The organism is Enterobacter sp. 237C8, from assembly GCF_034106865.1.
GTDB lineage: Bacteria > Pseudomonadota > Gammaproteobacteria > Enterobacterales > Enterobacteriaceae > Enterobacter > Enterobacter asburiae_B.
The window spans coordinates 91,585-107,928 of sequence record NZ_JAWNDF010000003.1; the positions used below are offsets into that span (position 1 = coordinate 91,585).

Genomic DNA, 16,344 nt, shown 5'->3' on the forward strand with positions numbered 1-16,344 from the left:
ATTAGCTTAAAGGGTGAGCCGGTATTGCTGGCACTATCTGGACGTTTTTCTCGCGTGAGAAACGACGTCTCAACCGACAGCAGTCACAAAGGATCTGTTATGAAACTTATTAAAACAACGCTGGTTATCAGCGCCCTCATTTTTTCCACCTCAGGAATGGCTATCGACAAAACCGCCGCTGGCGCGGTAGCAGGCGCGGCCATTGGTGCGGCCACGGGCAAAGATCTGAAATCGACCGTTGGCGGCGCCGTCGTGGGCGCAGGCACAGGTGCCATGTTCAAAAACGGCGGCAAAGGTAAAGCCGCGCGTAAGGGCGGCGCGGTAGGTGCTGCCGTGGGCGCAGGTGCCGCAGCGGTTACCGGCAAGAGCGTGCTGAAAGGTGCAGCCGTTGGTGCGGGCACGGGCGCGCTGATTGGTGAAGCGACGCACTGATAAATACAGCCGGGCAGCGCTCTGCGAGCCCGGCCTCGTTGTTATGCAGTAATCCCTCCGCACAAAGTCTCAAATTTTTGCGATCCGCTTTCAGAAATCACATCTTCCCCTGTGTCACAACCCCGTGAACAGTTGCCTGCCGTAGCCTGAAGATTACAATGCATTTGCTTATCGTAAACTACAGGCTACAATAATGGCTAAGGTCAAACACTACATCACAGCAGACGGGTACGACCCTTTTGATGCATATCTGAGAAGTGTGAAAGATCCCATAGCAAAAGCCATGATTGCTACACGTGTCGCCAGAATGTCTACGGGTAACTATGGTGATTGCAAGCCATGCAGAGAGAGCGTTTCAGAACTCAGGATTGACCAGGGGCCGGGTTACCGCGTCTATTTCAGCGAAGTCTTCGATCCGGCAGATGGCGCAGTGAGTCTGGTGCTATTGACTGGAACGAAAAAAAAGCAAAATGCAGATATTGACAGGGCCGTTGAGTATCTCAACGACTACAAGCGCAGGATATAAGAGGAAATCGGAATGGCTAAATCAGTACTTCATGATGACGCAATGGTACAGCTCCTGAAAGATTCTCCGGATTTCGCGCCCGTATATCTTCATCAGGCTTTTATTGAAATTGACGAGCCCGGAGGCTATGAGGCGTTCATGCTGGCTTTACGACATGTGATTGAAGCTTCTGGCGGGATGACCGTCATTGCTAAACGTGCAGGCATTTCTCGCGAATCACTCTATAAATCACTTTCACCAAACGGTAACCCTTCATTTAAGCGTATTGCGGAAGTGGCATCCGCAACGGGATATCCGATTTCCCGAATTGCAGCTGCAGGGTTAAACGCACCAGCGTGAGACGCACGTCAAAATACGCCCGGATGCGCTAGCCGCGCGAAGCATCAATGACGATCGTCATGCTGAAACGCCATTGGAAAAGGCGGTAAGAGACATGCCTGCATGCCGCCTCATCTGTTGCATTAATACTTAATGTCCCGCGCTTTTTGTCTTCCGGACTGTTTCATCTGACGCTTGTCCTGACGGCAGTCGTGATTACTCTGGTTATTGTTCGCCACGCAGGTCTGCTTCACCTGCCGCGACGCGTCGCGGGTTTCCTGCCTGACATCACGCGCCACGCGCCGCTCCTGCGCCTGCTGGGTCGCACTGGCAGAAACCGAGAACAGCATCAGAAGAATGCAAGAAAGGACAGGAATGACAGATAACGATCTGTTCATAGCAACACCTCGGAGAAGAGAGCCCAGAACGTCAGGGGGTTAGCAATAGAATAGCAGTTTCAGAAGGGGCTCAATGGGGAAGGCGTTAATAATACAAGGCCGCACAAGGCGGCCTTGTACGTTGCGTTATGCCGTCAGGCGGAACTTCTGCACCGAGCGCTGAAGCTCTTCGGTCTGGCGCTCCAGCGCCGCCGCTGCCGCAGAAACCTCTTCAACCAGCGAGGCGTTTTGCTGGGTCACGCCATCCATCTGGGTAATGGCAATCCCGACCTGCGAAATACCCTTGCTTTGCTCCTCAGAGGCGGAAGCGATTTGCTTCATGATGGTCGTCACTTCCGTCACGTCGCGCAAAATCGCATCCATGGTGGTGCCGGTGTCGCTCACCAGCTGCGCCCCCTGCTCTACGCGGGAAACGGAATCGGTAATCAGCCCCTCAATCTCTTTAGCCGCGTTGGCGCTGCGGCTTGCCAGGTTACGAACTTCACCTGCCACTACCGCGAAACCACGCCCCTGTTCGCCGGCACGCGCCGCTTCAACCGCCGCATTGAGTGCCAGAATATTGGTCTGGAAGGCAATGCTGTTGATCACGTTGGTGATTTCAGCAATTTTCTTCGAGCTTTCCGAAATACCGCTCATGGTGGTCACCACCTCTTCCACCAGCGAGCCGCCGCGGCTGGCGGTAGTTGAGGCCACATCAGCCAGCTGGCTGGCCTGACGCGCGCTTTCCGCGTTCAGTTTCACCGTGGCGGTCAGCTGTTCCATGCTGGCTGCCGTCTCTTCCAGCGCAGCCGCCTGCTCTTCGGTACGGGAAGAGAGGTCGTTGTTACCGCTGGAGATTTCCGTCGCACCGCGCCAGATATTTTCACTGCCGGAGCGAATCGTACTGACCGCTTCGCGCAGGCTGTCCTGCATCGCGCTCAGCAGCGGCACCAGCTGCCCCACGCAGTTGCGGCCGAACGGCTCAATGGGCTGGCTGAGATCGCCCTGGGCAATCTGGCGGAACTGCTGGCGAATGCGAGCCAGCGGTTTGACCAGCATCGCCACCAGATAACGGTCGGTGAAGAGCAGGATCAGCAGGCCGATAATCGTGGCGACGATAATCACCGTGCGGGTCATGCTTGTCAGGCCGTCCACGACCACGCGGGTGCTGTCGAGCGACTTCGCGGCGGCATTGTTGAACGCCTCAGCGGCCGCACCGAACGCGCGGCTCAGCGGTGGCGTGACGTTGTTGGCCTGCTGGCGATACCCCTCCAGAGCCCCCTGCTTCGCCTGCTGCATTTGCGGCGTGACGCCCTGTTCAAGCAGCGCCTGCCAGGAGCCGATCACCCGGGAAGAGACCTGCTCGTCCATCGGGCCTGGGGAGATCGCTTTCATCTCGGCCAGTTTCTTGCCCATGTTATCCAGCGCCTGTTGGGCGGAGGACAGATCCGGCGTGCCGCCTGCGGCTTTGACTTCCATTGCGCGGCTCAGACGGGTCACAAAGCGGAAATATTGATCGTTACCCTGGCTGAGTACCGTCATCTGTTTAACCAGCTGGCGGTCGACTTCATTGCCATCCGATACGCGAGAAAGGGACCAGGTGCTGTACAACCCAACGCCCGCCCACATTAAACAAAAGATCCCGAGAATCGTCAGCATGACGAAACGGATCGTGAAATTACGGAGCATATTCATAAGTCTTCCTTGCCGTGAGGGTGAGTTCGCCCAGAGGCGAGTACTACTCTCGTTATCGGCAGGAAAGAGGGAAATTATAACGTTTTGTGATCATTTTTAATTAGCGTGGCTTCACTGGTCACACAGCTGGCGTTAATCATTAGGCCCGCGCTTAGTGATGCAATTTGTGATGTGATAAGTGCAGAGTGGGAAAGCGCTTTGAATCTGTGGCGGGCGTCGTCGGATAAATAGTACGGTCTGATGCCCTCACCCCGGCCCTCTCCCACAGGGAGAGGGAGAAAGGCCGCACCGAGCGGTCCCCTCGCCCCTTTGGGGAGAGGGTTAGGGTGAGGGGTAAGGTTTACTTTATTTCTTACTGATCTTATCCAGATACCCCATCACAAACGCAGACAGCACAAACGTCAGGTGGATGATGACGTACCACATCAGTTTGTTATCCGGCACGTTCTTCGCGTCCATAAACACGCGCAACAGGTGGATAGAGGAGATCGCCACAATCGACGCGGCCACTTTATTCTTCAGCGACGAAGCATCCATTTTGCCCAGCCAGCTGAGCTTCTCTTTACGCTCGTCGATATCGAGCTGGGAGACAAAATTCTCGTAGCCGGAGAACATCACCATCACCAGCAGCCCGCCCACCAGGGTCATGTCCACCAGCGACAGCAGAACCAGAATCAAATCCGCTTCGGCAATAGAAAAAATGTTCGGCAGAACATGCCAGATTTCCTGAAAGAACTTAATCGTCAGTGCGATAAGTGCCAGCGAGAGGCCAAAATAGACGGGAGCCAGTATCCAGCGGGAGGCGTACATGGCATTTTCAAAAAAGCGTTCCATAGAGTCCTGTTTGCAAAAGAAACCAGCGCCCAGTATATCTCAACGGCGCTAACTGTTTGCAATAACTCAACGGTACGTCACTCAGACGTTGTCTGGGTTAACCTCGGGACGTGCGTACTCCGGCCAGACAAGCGCCACCAGTTCAGGATAGGCTTCCAGACTGAACTCGCGAAAACACTGACGCAAATTTAATACGTCCAGATCGGAATAAGAGACCTTCTCGCCGTTAAGACAGCGCTTTTTAATATTGTCATAATATTTATAGACTGCTGAATTCAGATCGCTACAGCGACGCTGCGCCTCAAACAGTCCAGGCGTGTCATTAATTTCCGACATTTTCATGCGCTTAATTGTCGCGTGTAAAAAGTCGATATATTCGTGGTTCACCCGCCAGTACCAGACAGGCGTAACGGAGTTCATCAATACAGAGAAATGGTCTTCCCCTTCCTCTTTTGTCATCAGTTCAGGTTGCGGGGGTTCACTGGTGTCTTTCGACACTTTCGTTTTATTGAACTCCTGCATCAATAAAAGCACACCAGCGGTCAGTAATAGTAATGTGATGACCGTAAAAAAGATGCTGTTCATGGGTAGGCTCCATTTTTTTTGATTTTAAATTTGCCTCATGATATTGTCAACGAATCTCACGCCTTTACCAACCCCACCCTGTTGAAAATAAAGGAAATTAAAAATGCTGCCCGACTATCTCGTCCCGGCTAAGTACCACATTACGCCTGTGGAACAGCAACCGACGGAAGCAGAAAAAGAGGCCAGTTTCACTCAGGGGAAAAGAAAGCTCTCTGATTTCGAGCCCGATATATTAATTGGTGTTTCCCGAACTGGCAAATCCCGAAATATGTTGCTGGAAGAGCACGATCGCCATATAAAAGACCGCTTATTTCGCGCCATAAAAATTGAAGCCTTTGTCCACCTGCTGAATGACCTGCAGGCCGAGGGTGAAATAGATGCCCAGAAACTAAGTCAAATAATGGCCGAGAAAACCGAAGAAATTAATGAAGCGGGCAATGAAATTTGGCTTAATTTAATTACGCGCGAAAAAAACAACCCAATCTTTTATAGCCTGGGGGAAGATTAACGTGAAAGAAGTTAAAAACAACGACGTTTATTTGACTTTAGATGATAAAAAAAGTGATGAATTTATCTTAAAGCAAAATCTCGACGCGCTAAGAAACACAAAAAATGACGAGATGACGCGTATTACGCAAGACCTGGTATCGATCCCGGCGACGCTGGTTCGTCTGAAATGGCAGAATCGCCGTGAAATTTATCCGCTACAGGTCAAAGAAGAGATTTACGGTGCCGTGATGAACGCCATCATAGAGCAGCGTCCCGAGCTGAAAGAGAAGCTTCTGGGACGTCTTGAGGCCAATTATCAGTATCTGCTTGCCAGAGAAATCGCCACCCTGCGTCTGACGCGCAAGCTGTCAGACGGTGAGTACCGTACCTCAAACGTCACCTGCGTGGCGCTTGATGAGGACGCGCTGGCAACCCCTTCTACCGCACCGACGGATAATAAAAACGCTTAAACCGACAGGCATAAAAAAAGCCGGCTTTCGCCAGCTTCTTTATCACTTCGAGGCCGCTTTCTCTTCGCCGACCAGTCCAATCTTCAGGTAACCCGCCTGATGCAGCGTGTCCATTACCTTCATCATGGTTTCATAATCAACGGTTTTATCCGCGCGGAAGAAGACCGTGGTGTCTTTCTTACCGCCCGTAAGCTGCTCCAGCGCCGGGATGACAGAGTCGGCCGTCACCGGGTCGTTCCCGAGGAACATGGATTTATCCGCTTTCACCGACAGGTAGATAGGCTTCTCCGGGCGCGGCTGGGGCTGGCTGGAAGAGGCAGGCAGATTGACCTTCACATCCACCGTCGCCAGCGGCGCGGCCACCATGAAGATAATCAGCAGAACCAGCATGACGTCGATAAACGGCGTCACGTTGATTTCATGCATTTCGCCGTTATCGTCCAGATTTTCGTTTAGACGCATCGCCATACTCTTAACCTGCGCGCAGTTTAGACGCCGCGTGCACCGGCTTAACCGAGCTGGCGTTCAGGTCGAGATCGCGGCTTTGCAGCAGCAGAACCTGCGCGGCAACATCACCCAGCGTGGCTTTGTAGCTGCCAATCATGCGTGCGAAGATGTTGTAGATAACCACCGCCGGGATAGCGGCGACCAGACCGATTGCCGTCGCCAGCAGCGCTTCTGCGATACCCGGCGCCACGACCGCCAGGTTGGTGGTTTGGGTCTGCGCGATACCGATAAAGCTGTTCATGATGCCCCAGACCGTACCGAAAAGACCGATGAACGGTGAGATCGCGCCGATGGTCGCCAGATAGCCATTGCCGCGTCCCATGTGTCGGCCAACGGCCGCAACGCGACGCTCCAGGCGGAAACCGGTACGTTCTTTGATGCCTTCGTTATCTTCACTGCCAGCGGAGAGTTCCAGTTCGTTCTGCGCTTCGTTCACTAACAGGGTGGTCAGGCTTTTGGCGTGGAAGGATGAGGTCATATCTGAAGCCTGATCCAGAGAGCGGGCTTCAGCCAGCTGCTGCTGTTCCCGCTTAAGGCGACGCTTCTGCGAAAGCAGCTCGGCGCTTTTGCTGAAGAAGATAGCCCAGGTGACAACGGACGCCAGAATCAGGCCGATCATCACAATCTTAACCACGATGTCAGCATGCTGATACATGCCCCAAACGGAGAGATCCGTCTGCATCAAATTATTACCCACTCTGTATCTCCAGGACGCAAATCACAAAATCTGAGCGTAATAATATCAAAACGTCGTCGAATTGATAGTAGTTCTCATTAGTATTTGCATGGTGCCGTAATTTTCGTTCACTTTCCTTGCGCTTACGCAGTAAAAATTTCTTATGCAAATTTTTGCTAATATTTTCTGCTTATTCGATAAGCCCCGGGGTGCAGTTTTTTCCAATCGTGGTAGTCTGGACGTCCAGACGTATAAAAACAGGGTTAGCGAACATGACAAAGAAGCATCTTGATACCACGCTGGTACAGGCAGGACGCAGCAAAAAATATACGCAGGGATCGGTCAACAGCGTGATTCAACGAGCCTCCTCGCTGGTGTTTGATACCGTTGAGGAGAAAAAAATTGCCACGCGCAATCGCGCGAAAGGCGGGCTGTTTTATGGCCGTCGCGGCACGCTAACCCATTTCTCTCTTCAGGAAGCGATGTGCGAGCTGGAAGGCGGCGCAGGCTGCGCGCTGTTCCCGTGCGGGGCGGCGGCGGTCGCCAACACCATTCTGGCGTTTGTGGAACAGGGCGACCATATCCTGATGACCAACACCGCCTACGAGCCCAGCCAGGACTTCTGCACCAAAATCCTCAGCAAGCTCGGCGTAACGACCGGCTGGTTCGACCCGCTGATTGGTGAAGGCATTGCCGAACTTATTCAGCCAAACACGCGCATTGTGTTCCTGGAATCTCCGGGATCGCTCACCATGGAAGTTCACGACGTACCGGCTATCGTGAAGGCCGTGCGCAGCAAAGCGCCAGAGGCGATCGTGATGATCGACAACACCTGGGCGGCGGGCGTGCTGTTTAAAGCCCTGGAGTTCGACATTGATATCTCGATTCAGGCGGCGACGAAATACCTGATAGGCCACTCTGACGGCATGATTGGCACCGCGGTTTCCAACGCGCGCTGCTGGGATCAGCTGCGTGAAAATGCCTACCTGATGGGCCAGATGGTGGATGCAGACACGGCCTACATGACCAGCCGCGGACTCCGCACGCTGGGCGTTCGCCTGCGTCAGCACCATGAAAGCAGCCTGAAGGTGGCCGAATGGCTGGCGCAGCATCCGCTGGTTGAGCGCGTGAATCATCCCGCGTTACCGGGCAGTAAAGGCCACGAATTCTGGCAGCGTGATTTTACGGGCAGCAGCGGTTTGTTCTCGTTCATACTGAAAAAGCGGCTGAATCACGACGAGCTGGCGAGCTATCTGGATAATTTTACCCTCTTCAGCATGGCCTACTCCTGGGGCGGTTTTGAATCCCTGATCCTGCCTAACCAGCCGGAACAGGTTGCGGCTCTGCGTCCCGGCGGTGAAGTGGACTTCAGCGGTACCCTGATTCGACTGCATATCGGTTTAGAAAACGTTGACGATCTGATTGCCGATTTAGCAGCAGGGTTCGAGCGTATCGTGTAGAGTGCTGGCTGAAAATGTACTCCCTGGACGCTTTTGTGGACACCGCAAGCAGAAAAGTCTGCTTGAGTTGCGCCCGGGATCAAACCCGACGGGCGAATAAGGGAGTACAATAGCGCTATATCTGCTGTTCCACAGGAAAGTCCATGGCTGTTATTCAAGATATTATCGCGGCGCTCTGGCAACACGACTTTGCCGCGCTGGCGGATCCTCACGTCGTCGGTATCGTTTACCTCGTGATGTTCGCAACTCTGTTTCTGGAAAATGGATTACTGCCAGCCTCTTTTTTACCCGGTGACAGCCTGCTTTTACTTGCCGGGGCGTTAATCGGGAAAGGCGTCATGGACTTCACGCCAACGATGGTTATTCTCACTTCCGCAGCAAGCCTGGGCTGCTGGCTGAGCTATCTGCAGGGCCGCTGGCTCGGGAATACCCGCGTCGTGAAAGGCTGGCTGGCGCAGTTACCGCATAAATATCATCAGCGTGCGACCTGCATGTTCGATCGCCACGGCCTGCTGGCACTGCTGGCGGGGCGTTTCCTCGCGTTTGTTCGCACGCTTCTGCCTACGATGGCGGGCATTTCCGGTCTGTCAAACCGCCGCTTTCAGTTCTTCAACTGGCTCAGCGCCCTGCTGTGGGTGGGTGTGGTCACCACGCTCGGCTACGCGCTGAATATGATCCCCTTTGTGAAACACCATGAAGATCAGGTGATGACCTTCCTGATGGTGCTGCCGATGTTCCTGCTGGTGGCAGGACTGGTGGGAACCATCGCGGTAGTGATAAAGAAAAAGTACTGCAGCGCCTGATACCCTCACCCTGACCCTCTCCCCATAGGGGAGAGGGGAAAAGCTTAAGCTCCCTGCATCGTTCTTATACGTGATGCATCTTCTCCCGGCGTGACGCCGAAATATCGCTTAAACTCCCGACTGAACTGCGACGCACTTTCGTAACCCACCCGCATCGCCGCCGCGCTGGCCTTCATGCCGTCGTGGATCATCAGCATCCGCGCCTTATGCAGCCGGTAGGTTTTAAGGTACTGCAGCGGCGAGGTGCTGGTTACCGACTTGAAGTTATGGTGAAACGCCGAGACGCTCATGTTCGCTTCCGCCGCCAGCTGGTCGACGCTGAGGTTTTCCGTGTACTGGCTTTCGATACGCTTGAGCACGCGGCTTATCAGGCTGAAGTGGGTCTGTCGGCTCACCAGAGCCAGTAACGCCCCGCCGCCCGGGCCCAGCAGCACGTGGTAGAGAATTTCGCGGACGATCTGTTTGCCCAGAATACGCGCGTCCAGCGGCCTTTCCATCACGTCCAGCAGACGTTCAATGGCGCAGAGGATCTCTTCCGACAGCGTCGCCGAGTTAATCCCGCTCGACGCCATAGACGGCTGGAAGAATTCGTCTTCGCCAATATCCATCAGCAGCTCCTGCAGCTGAAGAATATCGACGTTGACGCGAATACCGGCCAGCGGAACGGCCTCTGTCGCGAAGGTTTCACATTCGAAGGGTAAAGGTACCGTCAGGAGCAGATATTCATTGGTGTCGTAGCGGAACACGCGCTCGTTGATATAGCCAATTTTATGGCCCGAGAAGAGAAAAACGATGCCCGGCTGGTACATGACCGGCGTGCGCGTCCCGGGCTGCGTGCCGTAGAGCAGGCGAATGTCAGGAAGCAGATCGCTGACGCCATTTTCTTTATCTATCAGTCTTTTAATCTGCGCAGTGAGCTGATGGCAGATCGCTTCACGGTTCATATTACGTTACTCCGGGTACGGTTTCCGACGTTGACAGTGTGCGTGCTTTTCCGCGCTTTCTCCAGCGCTCTGTAGAAATGGGCAAGACATCGGCAGGAATGTGCATTGAGAGGATAGCCCCGGACGGCCACAATGTGCAGCATCAGGTCGCCCTCTGCGCCACCACGGTTTTTCACCCACTAAAGGGAACGAGCAATGAACAACTTTAATCTTCACACCCCAACCCGCATTCTGTTTGGTAAAGATGCTATCGCCGATCTGCGCGCGCAGATCCCCGCTGACGCCCGCGTACTGATCACCTACGGTGGCGGCAGCGTGAAAAAAACCGGCGTGCTGGATCAGGTTTACAGCGCCCTGGACGGTTTGGACGTGCGTGAGTTCGGCGGCATCGAGCCAAATCCGTCTTACGAAACGCTAATGAACGCGGTGAAAATTGCCCGCGAAGAAAATATCACCTTCCTGCTGGCCGTCGGCGGCGGCTCCGTGCTGGACGGCACCAAGTTCATCGCGGCGGCAGCGCACTACGCTGACGGCATCGATCCGTGGCACATTCTGGAAACCCGCGGCAGCGACATTAAAAGCGCAATCCCGATGGGCTCCGTGCTGACCCTGCCGGCCACCGGTTCTGAATCCAACAAGGGCGCGGTGATCTCCCGTAAAACGACCGGCGACAAACAGGCCTTTATGAACGAACACGTTCAGCCTGTGTTCGCGATCCTGGATCCGGTTTACACCTACACCCTGCCTGCGCGTCAGGTGGCGAACGGCGTGGTCGATGCCTTTGTTCATACCGTTGAGCAGTACGTCACGTATCCGGTAGATGCCAAAATTCAGGATCGATTCGCGGAAGGCATTCTGCTGACGCTCGTCGAAGAAGGTCCGAAAGCGCTGAAAGAGCCGGAAAACTACGACGTTCGTGCCAACGTCATGTGGGCGGCAACGCAGGCGCTGAACGGCCTGATCGGCGCTGGCGTGCCGCAGGACTGGGCAACCCATATGCTGGGCCACGAGCTGACGGCGATGCACGGTCTGGATCACGCTCAGACGCTGGCCGTTGTGCTGCCTGCCCTGTGGAACGAAAAACGGGATACCAAGCGTGCCAAACTGCTGCAGTATGCCGAGCGCGTGTGGAACATCACCGAGGGTTCTGACGATGCGCGTATTGATGCCGCCATCGAAGCGACCCGCAGCTTCTTTGAAGGTCTGGGCGTGCCAACGCGTCTGTCCGGCTACGGCCTGGACGGCAGCTCCATCCCTGCCCTGCTGGCGAAACTCGAAGAGCACGGCATGACCCACCTGGGCGAGCACGGCGATATTACGCTCGACGTGAGCCGTCGCATCTACGAAGCGGCACGCTAAGCGTTTTTGCCCTCCCGACTTTCGTTTTTTGACATTTCGTCCAGACTTAATGCACAACCCATCGCCGGAGGAACCCTCCGGCGATGCGCACCTGAAGGAGGAAAAATGGCAAACCAAACCGTAATCAAGCTGCAGGACGGCAACGTGATGCCCCAGCTGGGGCTAGGTGTATGGAAAGCCGGTAACGACGAGGTCGTCTCCGCCATTCATAAAGCCCTGGAAGTCGGCTATCGGTCCATTGATACCGCCGCCGCATATAAAAACGAGGACGGCGTGGGTAAGGCACTGGCCAGCGCTGGCGTCCCCCGCGATGAGTTATTCATCACCACGAAACTGTGGAACGACGATCAAAAACGTCCCCGCGAAGCGCTGGAGGAGAGCCTGGAGAAACTCCAGCTCGATTTCGTCGATCTCTGGCTGATGCACTGGCCGGTTCCGGCTATCGATCACTACGTTGATGCCTGGAAAGGGATGATTGAACTGCAGAAAGAGGGGCTGGTGAAAAGCATCGGCGTCTGTAATTTCCAGGTTCATCACCTGCAGCGGCTGATTGACGAAACGGGCGTTGCGCCAGTGATTAACCAGATCGAGCTGCACCCGCTGATGCAGCAGCGCCAGCTACACGCCTGGAACGCTACGCATAAAATCCAGACCGAGTCCTGGAGCCCGCTGGCGCAGGGCGGCGAAGGGGTGTTTGATCAAAAGATTATCCGTGAGCTGGCGGATAAATACGGTAAAACCCCGGCGCAAATCGTCATTCGCTGGCATCTGGACAACGGCCTGGTGGTCATCCCGAAATCGGTCACGCCATCGCGCATCGCCGAGAACTTCGACGTCTGGGATTTCCGTCTGGACAAAGACGAGCTGGGTGAGATTGCGAAGCTGGATAAGGGTAAACGTTTAGGCCCGGACCCGGACCAGTTTGGCGGGTAATCGCGTAAAAAAGCCGGGTGGCGGCTTCGCCTTACCCGGCCTACGTGTCGACATAAAAAACCCCGGCTCGCCGGGGTTTTTTATTTACGCTTTGCGCTTCACGGGCTTCTTCACACTCGAATTACCGTTCGAACGCTGATGCACAATCGGCGTGTGCTTGGTCAGCGCCGGGCGCGTATTGCGGTTCTGGCGACGCGCTTCGCGCATCTCATCCAGCGTCGGGGCCGGTACCAGGCAGTCGCGGCGCGAGCCGATCAGGTGTTTTTTACCCATATCTTCCAGCGCCTGACGGATCAGCGGCCAGTTTTTCGGATCGTGGTAGCGCAGCAGCGCTTTATGCAGACGGCGCTGTTTATCCCCTTTCGGCACCACCACCTCTTCACTCTTATAACCAATCTTACTCAGCGGGTTCTTGCCGGTGTAATACATGGTCGTCGAGTTAGCGAGCGGTGACGGATAGAAGTTCTGCACCTGATCCAGGCGGAAGCGACGCTGCTTCAGCCACAGCGCCAGGTTCACCATGTCCTCATCGCGCGTGCCCGGGTGGGCAGAGATGAAGTATGGGATCAGATACTGCTCTTTACCCGCCTGCTTTGAATAGGTATCGAACAGCTCTTTAAATCGATCGTAGCTGCCCATGCCCGGCTTCATCATTTTCGACAGCGGGCCTTCCTCGGTGTGCTCCGGCGCAATCTTCAGATAGCCGCCGACGTGGTGCGTCGCCAGCTCTTTGATGTAGCGCGGATCTTCCACGGCGATGTCGTAACGTACCCCGGACGCGATCAGGATCTTCTTGATGCCCTTCAGGTCCCGCGCGCGGCGGTAGAGGTTGATCGTCGGCTCATGGTTGGTGTCCATATGCTCGCAAATGCTCGGATAGACGCAGGAGAGGCGACGGCAGGTTTGCTCCGCGCGCGGCGACTTGCAGCGCAGCATGTACATGTTCGCGGTTGGGCCGCCAAGGTCGGAAATCACGCCGGTAAAGCCCGGCACCGAGTCGCGAATCGCTTCGATCTCATTGATGATCGAATCTTCAGAGCGGCTCTGGATAATACGCCCTTCGTGCTCGGTAATGGAGCAGAACGAACAGCCGCCGAAGCAGCCGCGCATGATGTTGATCGAGAAGCGGATCATCTCATACGCCGGGATACGGGCGTTACCGTACGCCGGGTGCGGCACGCGCTTGTACGGCAGCGCAAAGACGCTGTCCATCTCTTCGGTGGAGAGCGGGATCGCCGGCGGGTTGATCCAGATAAAGCGCTCGCCGTGCTTCTGCATCAGCGCGCGGGCGCAGCCCGGGTTGGTTTCATGGTGCAGAATACGGGACGCGTGCGCGTAGAGCACCTTGTCGGCTTTCACCTTCTCGTAGGACGGCAGCAGCACGTAGGTCTTTTCCCACGGTTTCGGGCGCGGCGGCTGCACAACGATTGCCTTCGCTTCCGCTTTTTTCGGCTCAACCGGCTTGTTATCGGCACACGGCAGATCTTCACCGTACGGGTGCGGGATAGGGTCGATTTTGCCCGGCATATCAATGATGCGGGAATCCACCCCGCTCCAACCCGGCAGCGCCTCTTTCACCATAATGGCGGTATTGCGTACGTCGCGGATGCTGCTCACCGGCTCACCCTGCGACAGACGGTGCGCCACTTCCACCAGCGGACGCTCGCCGTTACCGTAAATCAGCATGTCGGCTTTGGAATCCACCAGCACCGAGCGGCGTACGGTATCTGACCAGTAGTCGTAGTGCGCGGTGCGGCGCAGGCTCGCCTCGATGCCGCCCAGGATCACCGGGACGTCTTTCCAGGCTTCTTTACAGCGCTGGGTATAGACCAGGGTCGCGCGGTCGGGGCGTTTACCCGCCACGTTATCCGGCGTGTAGGCGTCGTCATGGCGCAGCTTGCGGTCGGCGGTATAGCGGTTGATCATCGAGTCCATGTTGCCTGCGGTGACGCCGAAGAACAGGTTCGGTTTACCCAGACGCATAAAGTCGTCTTTGCTGTTCCAGTCAGGCTGGGAGATGATCCCCACGCGGAAGCCCTGCGCCTCAAGCATACGGCCACAGATGGCCATGCCGAAGCTCGGATGGTCAACGTAGGCATCGCCCGTGACCAGAATGATGTCGCAGCTGTCCCAGCCCAGTTGGTCCATCTCTTCCCGGGACATCGGCAGGAATGGCGCCGGTCCAAAGCAGGCCGCCCAGTACTGGGGCCAGGAGAAGAGGTCACGATCCGGCTGGATCAGGGAAATTGCGCTCATAATGCTTCCGAAGAAAAAATAGACAAAAGGAGCGGGATTATACGCTGTTCATCCGCCAGATTTGAAGAAAAGGATGCATGAAGCAGGCAGATATTCGGGGAAGTCGTTAAAATACGGCGCCCAGATAATTTTGAATCATAATATTCACTATATTTTCCGGTGAGTTGTCCCGGAACGTGTTATTGCGCGGAGCTCTGTCGTGAAGCCCAACGATTCGTTACATGTATCCCAGCTGCGGGTTGTCCTTCACCTCTGCGGTTTTCTGGTTCTGCTGTACAGCCTTTCCATGCTGCCGCCGATGGTGATCGCCCTGCTGAATAAAGAGCGGACCTACTTTGCCTTCCTGACCACCTTTTTAACCTTTTTTACTCTCGGAGGGCTAACCTGGCGGGCAACACGTCACGCCGGCATACAGCTTCGCACCCGCGACGGGTTTGTGATTATCGTGCTGTTCTGGCTGCTGTTTTCATTCATTAGCGCCATGCCGCTCTGGATGGATGACGGGCTACAGCTCTCCTTTGCCGACGCGCTCTTTGAAGGGGTTTCCGGGATCACCACCACCGGGGCAACGGTCATCGGGGACGTCAGCGCCCTGCCTAAGTCATACCTTTATTACCGCGCTCAGCTGAATTTTATCGGCGGGTTAGGTGTCATCGTGCTGGCCGTCGCGGTCCTGCCGCTGCTGGGCATCGGCGGCATGAAGCTCTATCAGTCAGAGATGCCGGGGCCGTTCAAAGAGGAGCGTCTGACGCCCCGCCTTGCCGATACCGCGCGCACGCTGTGGGTAACCTACTTCGCGCTGGGCGTGGCATGCACCCTGGCCTACTGGCTGGCGGGAATGTCATTTTTTGACGCCCTCTGTCACGGGCTGTCGACCGTGTCGTTGGGCGGGTTTTCCACCCGCAGCGAGAGCATTGGGTTTTATGACAGCCACGCGATTGAGTTGGTCGCCGGGGCGTTTTCACTGCTTTCCGCGTTCAACTTCACCCTCTGGTACGTCGCCATTGTCAGACGCACCCTGAAACCGATTCGCCGCAGCCCGGAGGTTAAATTCTTTCTGAGCGCCGCCGCGGTGATTATTGTCATCACCGCCTGGCAGGTCTGGCATGCCGGGATGTACAACGCCACGGATAGCCTGGTGCACGCCTTCTTCCTTGCCAGTTCGATGATGACCGATAACGGCCTTTCGACAGCCGACTATGCCCAATGGCCCGCACACACCATCTTCCTGCTGTTGAGCGCCAGCTTTTTTGGCGGCTGCGTAGGCTCGACCTGCGGCGGGATCAAAGCCCTGCGTTTTCTCATTATGTTCAAGCAGAGTATTCAGGAGATGAACCAGCTGGCGCATCCGAGAGCGCTGCTGAGCATTAAGGTGGGCAAAAGCGTGGTGAATGAACGCGTCCTGCGCTCGGTATGGAGCTTCTTTTTTCTCTACGTCATGATCACAGGCTTTTTTGTCTGGTCGCTCAACCTGATGGGCTACGACCTGTTTACCGCATTCGCAACGGTTGCCGCCTGCATCAACAACATGGGGCTGGGGTTTGGCGAGACGGCGTCGACGTTCGGCACGTTAACCGAGGGGGCAAAACTGCTGATGTGCGCGGCGATGATCCTGGGGCGTCTGGAAATTTACCCGGTGCTGATTCTGTTCTCGCGCTTTTTCTGGCGGGCATAAAACAT

18 protein-coding genes are annotated in these 16,344 nt (G+C 55.6%); 10 read left to right on the forward strand and 8 right to left on the reverse strand.

Annotated features, from left to right (window positions below; genetic code table 11):
* Nucleotides 1-99 precede the first annotated feature (99 nt).
* The 3 genes from USF70_RS12145 to USF70_RS12155 all read left to right on the forward strand — a co-directional run bounded on the left by USF70_RS12145 (nucleotide 100) and on the right by USF70_RS12155 (nucleotide 1,297).
* Nucleotides 100-432, forward strand: a complete 333-nt coding sequence (locus tag USF70_RS12145; RefSeq protein WP_029740720.1) for a hypothetical protein — start codon at nucleotides 100-102, stop codon at nucleotides 430-432.
* 193 nt (nucleotides 433-625) lie between these two features.
* Nucleotides 626-958: a type II toxin-antitoxin system RelE/ParE family toxin gene (locus USF70_RS12150; RefSeq protein WP_033146641.1), complete on the forward strand. Its 333-nt coding sequence runs from the start codon at nucleotides 626-628 to the stop codon at nucleotides 956-958.
* Between the two features lie 12 nt (nucleotides 959-970).
* A complete protein-coding gene (locus tag USF70_RS12155) occupies nucleotides 971-1,297 on the forward strand; it encodes a DNA-binding protein (RefSeq protein WP_032640599.1) in 327 nt (108 codons plus the stop codon).
* A gap of 122 nt (nucleotides 1,298-1,419) precedes the next feature.
* Here the strand turns inward: USF70_RS12155 and USF70_RS12160 are convergent, their stop codons facing one another.
* The 4 genes from USF70_RS12160 to USF70_RS12175 all read right to left on the reverse strand — a co-directional run bounded on the left by USF70_RS12160 (nucleotide 1,420) and on the right by USF70_RS12175 (nucleotide 4,767).
* A complete protein-coding gene (locus USF70_RS12160) occupies nucleotides 1,420-1,674 on the reverse strand; it encodes a hypothetical protein (RefSeq protein ID WP_023309166.1) in 255 nt (84 codons plus the stop codon).
* 126 nt (nucleotides 1,675-1,800) lie between these two features.
* Complete coding sequence (locus tag USF70_RS12165) at nucleotides 1,801-3,348, reverse strand: methyl-accepting chemotaxis protein (protein WP_045888191.1); 1,548 nt, start codon at nucleotides 3,346-3,348, stop codon at nucleotides 1,801-1,803.
* Between the two features lie 345 nt (nucleotides 3,349-3,693).
* Nucleotides 3,694-4,182 carry a TIGR00645 family protein gene (locus USF70_RS12170; RefSeq protein WP_023309169.1) on the reverse strand — a complete coding sequence of 163 codons (489 nt, stop codon included), beginning with the start codon at nucleotides 4,180-4,182 and terminating at the stop codon, nucleotides 3,694-3,696.
* A gap of 81 nt (nucleotides 4,183-4,263) precedes the next feature.
* Complete coding sequence (locus tag USF70_RS12175; protein WP_023309170.1) at nucleotides 4,264-4,767, reverse strand: ESA_00282 family adhesion-associated protein; 504 nt, start codon at nucleotides 4,765-4,767, stop codon at nucleotides 4,264-4,266.
* 103 nt (nucleotides 4,768-4,870) lie between these two features.
* Here USF70_RS12175 and USF70_RS12180 point away from each other — a divergent pair, with 103 nt between their 5' ends.
* A complete protein-coding gene (locus tag USF70_RS12180; protein ID WP_023309171.1) occupies nucleotides 4,871-5,275 on the forward strand; it encodes a hypothetical protein in 405 nt (134 codons plus the stop codon).
* 1 nt (nucleotide 5,276) lies between these two features.
* Nucleotides 5,277-5,726, forward strand: a complete 450-nt coding sequence (locus USF70_RS12185; protein WP_032659963.1) for a hypothetical protein — start codon at nucleotides 5,277-5,279, stop codon at nucleotides 5,724-5,726.
* A gap of 42 nt (nucleotides 5,727-5,768) precedes the next feature.
* Here the strand turns inward: USF70_RS12185 and exbD are convergent, their stop codons facing one another.
* Both exbD and exbB read right to left on the reverse strand, forming a co-directional pair.
* Nucleotides 5,769-6,194 (reverse strand): TonB system transport protein ExbD, encoded by a 426-nt coding sequence (exbD, locus tag USF70_RS12190; RefSeq protein ID WP_023309173.1) that lies wholly within the window; start codon nucleotides 6,192-6,194, stop codon nucleotides 5,769-5,771.
* A gap of 4 nt (nucleotides 6,195-6,198) precedes the next feature.
* Nucleotides 6,199-6,930 (reverse strand): tol-pal system-associated acyl-CoA thioesterase, encoded by a 732-nt coding sequence (gene exbB, locus USF70_RS12195; protein ID WP_023333405.1) that lies wholly within the window; start codon nucleotides 6,928-6,930, stop codon nucleotides 6,199-6,201.
* 251 nt (nucleotides 6,931-7,181) lie between these two features.
* On the opposite strand from exbB, the gene metC reads away from it, so the two are divergent.
* The gene (gene metC, locus USF70_RS12200) at nucleotides 7,182-8,369 is read left to right on the forward strand and encodes a cystathionine beta-lyase (protein WP_033146644.1); all 1,188 of its coding nucleotides are present in this window, start codon (nucleotides 7,182-7,184) and stop codon (nucleotides 8,367-8,369) included.
* Nucleotides 8,370-8,512: 143 nt separating this feature from the next.
* Nucleotides 8,513-9,172, forward strand: coding sequence for a DedA family general envelope maintenance protein YghB (yghB, locus tag USF70_RS12205; RefSeq protein WP_023309176.1), 660 nt, complete (start codon nucleotides 8,513-8,515; stop codon nucleotides 9,170-9,172).
* A 44-nt stretch (nucleotides 9,173-9,216) separates the two neighbouring features.
* Here yghB and USF70_RS12210 read toward each other — a convergent pair whose 3' ends face one another.
* Entirely contained in the window at nucleotides 9,217-10,116 is a 900-nt protein-coding gene (locus tag USF70_RS12210; RefSeq protein WP_033146645.1) for an AraC family transcriptional regulator, read from the reverse strand.
* 195 nt (nucleotides 10,117-10,311) lie between these two features.
* Here USF70_RS12210 and yqhD point away from each other — a divergent pair, with 195 nt between their 5' ends.
* Nucleotides 10,312-11,475: an alcohol dehydrogenase gene (yqhD, locus tag USF70_RS12215; protein WP_033146646.1), complete on the forward strand. Its 1,164-nt coding sequence runs from the start codon at nucleotides 10,312-10,314 to the stop codon at nucleotides 11,473-11,475.
* Between the two features lie 105 nt (nucleotides 11,476-11,580).
* Nucleotides 11,581-12,408, forward strand: a complete 828-nt coding sequence (gene dkgA / locus USF70_RS12220) for a 2,5-didehydrogluconate reductase DkgA (protein WP_033146647.1) — start codon at nucleotides 11,581-11,583, stop codon at nucleotides 12,406-12,408.
* 84 nt (nucleotides 12,409-12,492) lie between these two features.
* Here the strand turns inward: dkgA and USF70_RS12225 are convergent, their stop codons facing one another.
* Nucleotides 12,493-14,664, reverse strand: a complete 2,172-nt coding sequence (locus USF70_RS12225) for a YgiQ family radical SAM protein (protein ID WP_048979110.1) — start codon at nucleotides 14,662-14,664, stop codon at nucleotides 12,493-12,495.
* 199 nt (nucleotides 14,665-14,863) lie between these two features.
* Here USF70_RS12225 and USF70_RS12230 point away from each other — a divergent pair, with 199 nt between their 5' ends.
* Nucleotides 14,864-16,339, forward strand: coding sequence for a TrkH family potassium uptake protein (locus USF70_RS12230; protein WP_033146649.1), 1,476 nt, complete (start codon nucleotides 14,864-14,866; stop codon nucleotides 16,337-16,339).
* The last annotated feature ends 5 nt before the right edge of the window (nucleotides 16,340-16,344 follow it).

What these genes read in the sequence shown, in the direction of transcription:
- USF70_RS12145 (WP_029740720.1), top strand. Translation starts at nt 100, where the DNA reads ATGAAACTTATTAAAACAACGCTGGTTATCAGCGCCCTCATTTTTTCC.
- USF70_RS12150 (WP_033146641.1), top strand. Translation starts at nt 626, where the DNA reads ATGGCTAAGGTCAAACACTACATCACAGCAGACGGGTACGACCCTTTT.
- USF70_RS12155 (WP_032640599.1), top strand. Translation starts at nt 971, where the DNA reads ATGGCTAAATCAGTACTTCATGATGACGCAATGGTACAGCTCCTGAAA.
- USF70_RS12160 (WP_023309166.1), bottom strand. Translation starts at nt 1,674, where the DNA reads ATGAACAGATCGTTATCTGTCATTCCTGTCCTTTCTTGCATTCTTCTG.
- USF70_RS12165 (WP_045888191.1), bottom strand. Translation starts at nt 3,348, where the DNA reads ATGAATATGCTCCGTAATTTCACGATCCGTTTCGTCATGCTGACGATT.
- USF70_RS12170 (WP_023309169.1), bottom strand. Translation starts at nt 4,182, where the DNA reads ATGGAACGCTTTTTTGAAAATGCCATGTACGCCTCCCGCTGGATACTG.
- USF70_RS12175 (WP_023309170.1), bottom strand. Translation starts at nt 4,767, where the DNA reads ATGAACAGCATCTTTTTTACGGTCATCACATTACTATTACTGACCGCT.
- USF70_RS12180 (WP_023309171.1), top strand. Translation starts at nt 4,871, where the DNA reads ATGCTGCCCGACTATCTCGTCCCGGCTAAGTACCACATTACGCCTGTG.
- exbD (WP_023309173.1), bottom strand. Translation starts at nt 6,194, where the DNA reads ATGGCGATGCGTCTAAACGAAAATCTGGACGATAACGGCGAAATGCAT.
- metC (WP_033146644.1), top strand. Translation starts at nt 7,182, where the DNA reads ATGACAAAGAAGCATCTTGATACCACGCTGGTACAGGCAGGACGCAGC.
- yghB (WP_023309176.1), top strand. Translation starts at nt 8,513, where the DNA reads ATGGCTGTTATTCAAGATATTATCGCGGCGCTCTGGCAACACGACTTT.
- USF70_RS12210 (WP_033146645.1), bottom strand. Translation starts at nt 10,116, where the DNA reads ATGAACCGTGAAGCGATCTGCCATCAGCTCACTGCGCAGATTAAAAGA.
- yqhD (WP_033146646.1), top strand. Translation starts at nt 10,312, where the DNA reads ATGAACAACTTTAATCTTCACACCCCAACCCGCATTCTGTTTGGTAAA.
- dkgA (WP_033146647.1), top strand. Translation starts at nt 11,581, where the DNA reads ATGGCAAACCAAACCGTAATCAAGCTGCAGGACGGCAACGTGATGCCC.
- USF70_RS12225 (WP_048979110.1), bottom strand. Translation starts at nt 14,664, where the DNA reads ATGAGCGCAATTTCCCTGATCCAGCCGGATCGTGACCTCTTCTCCTGG.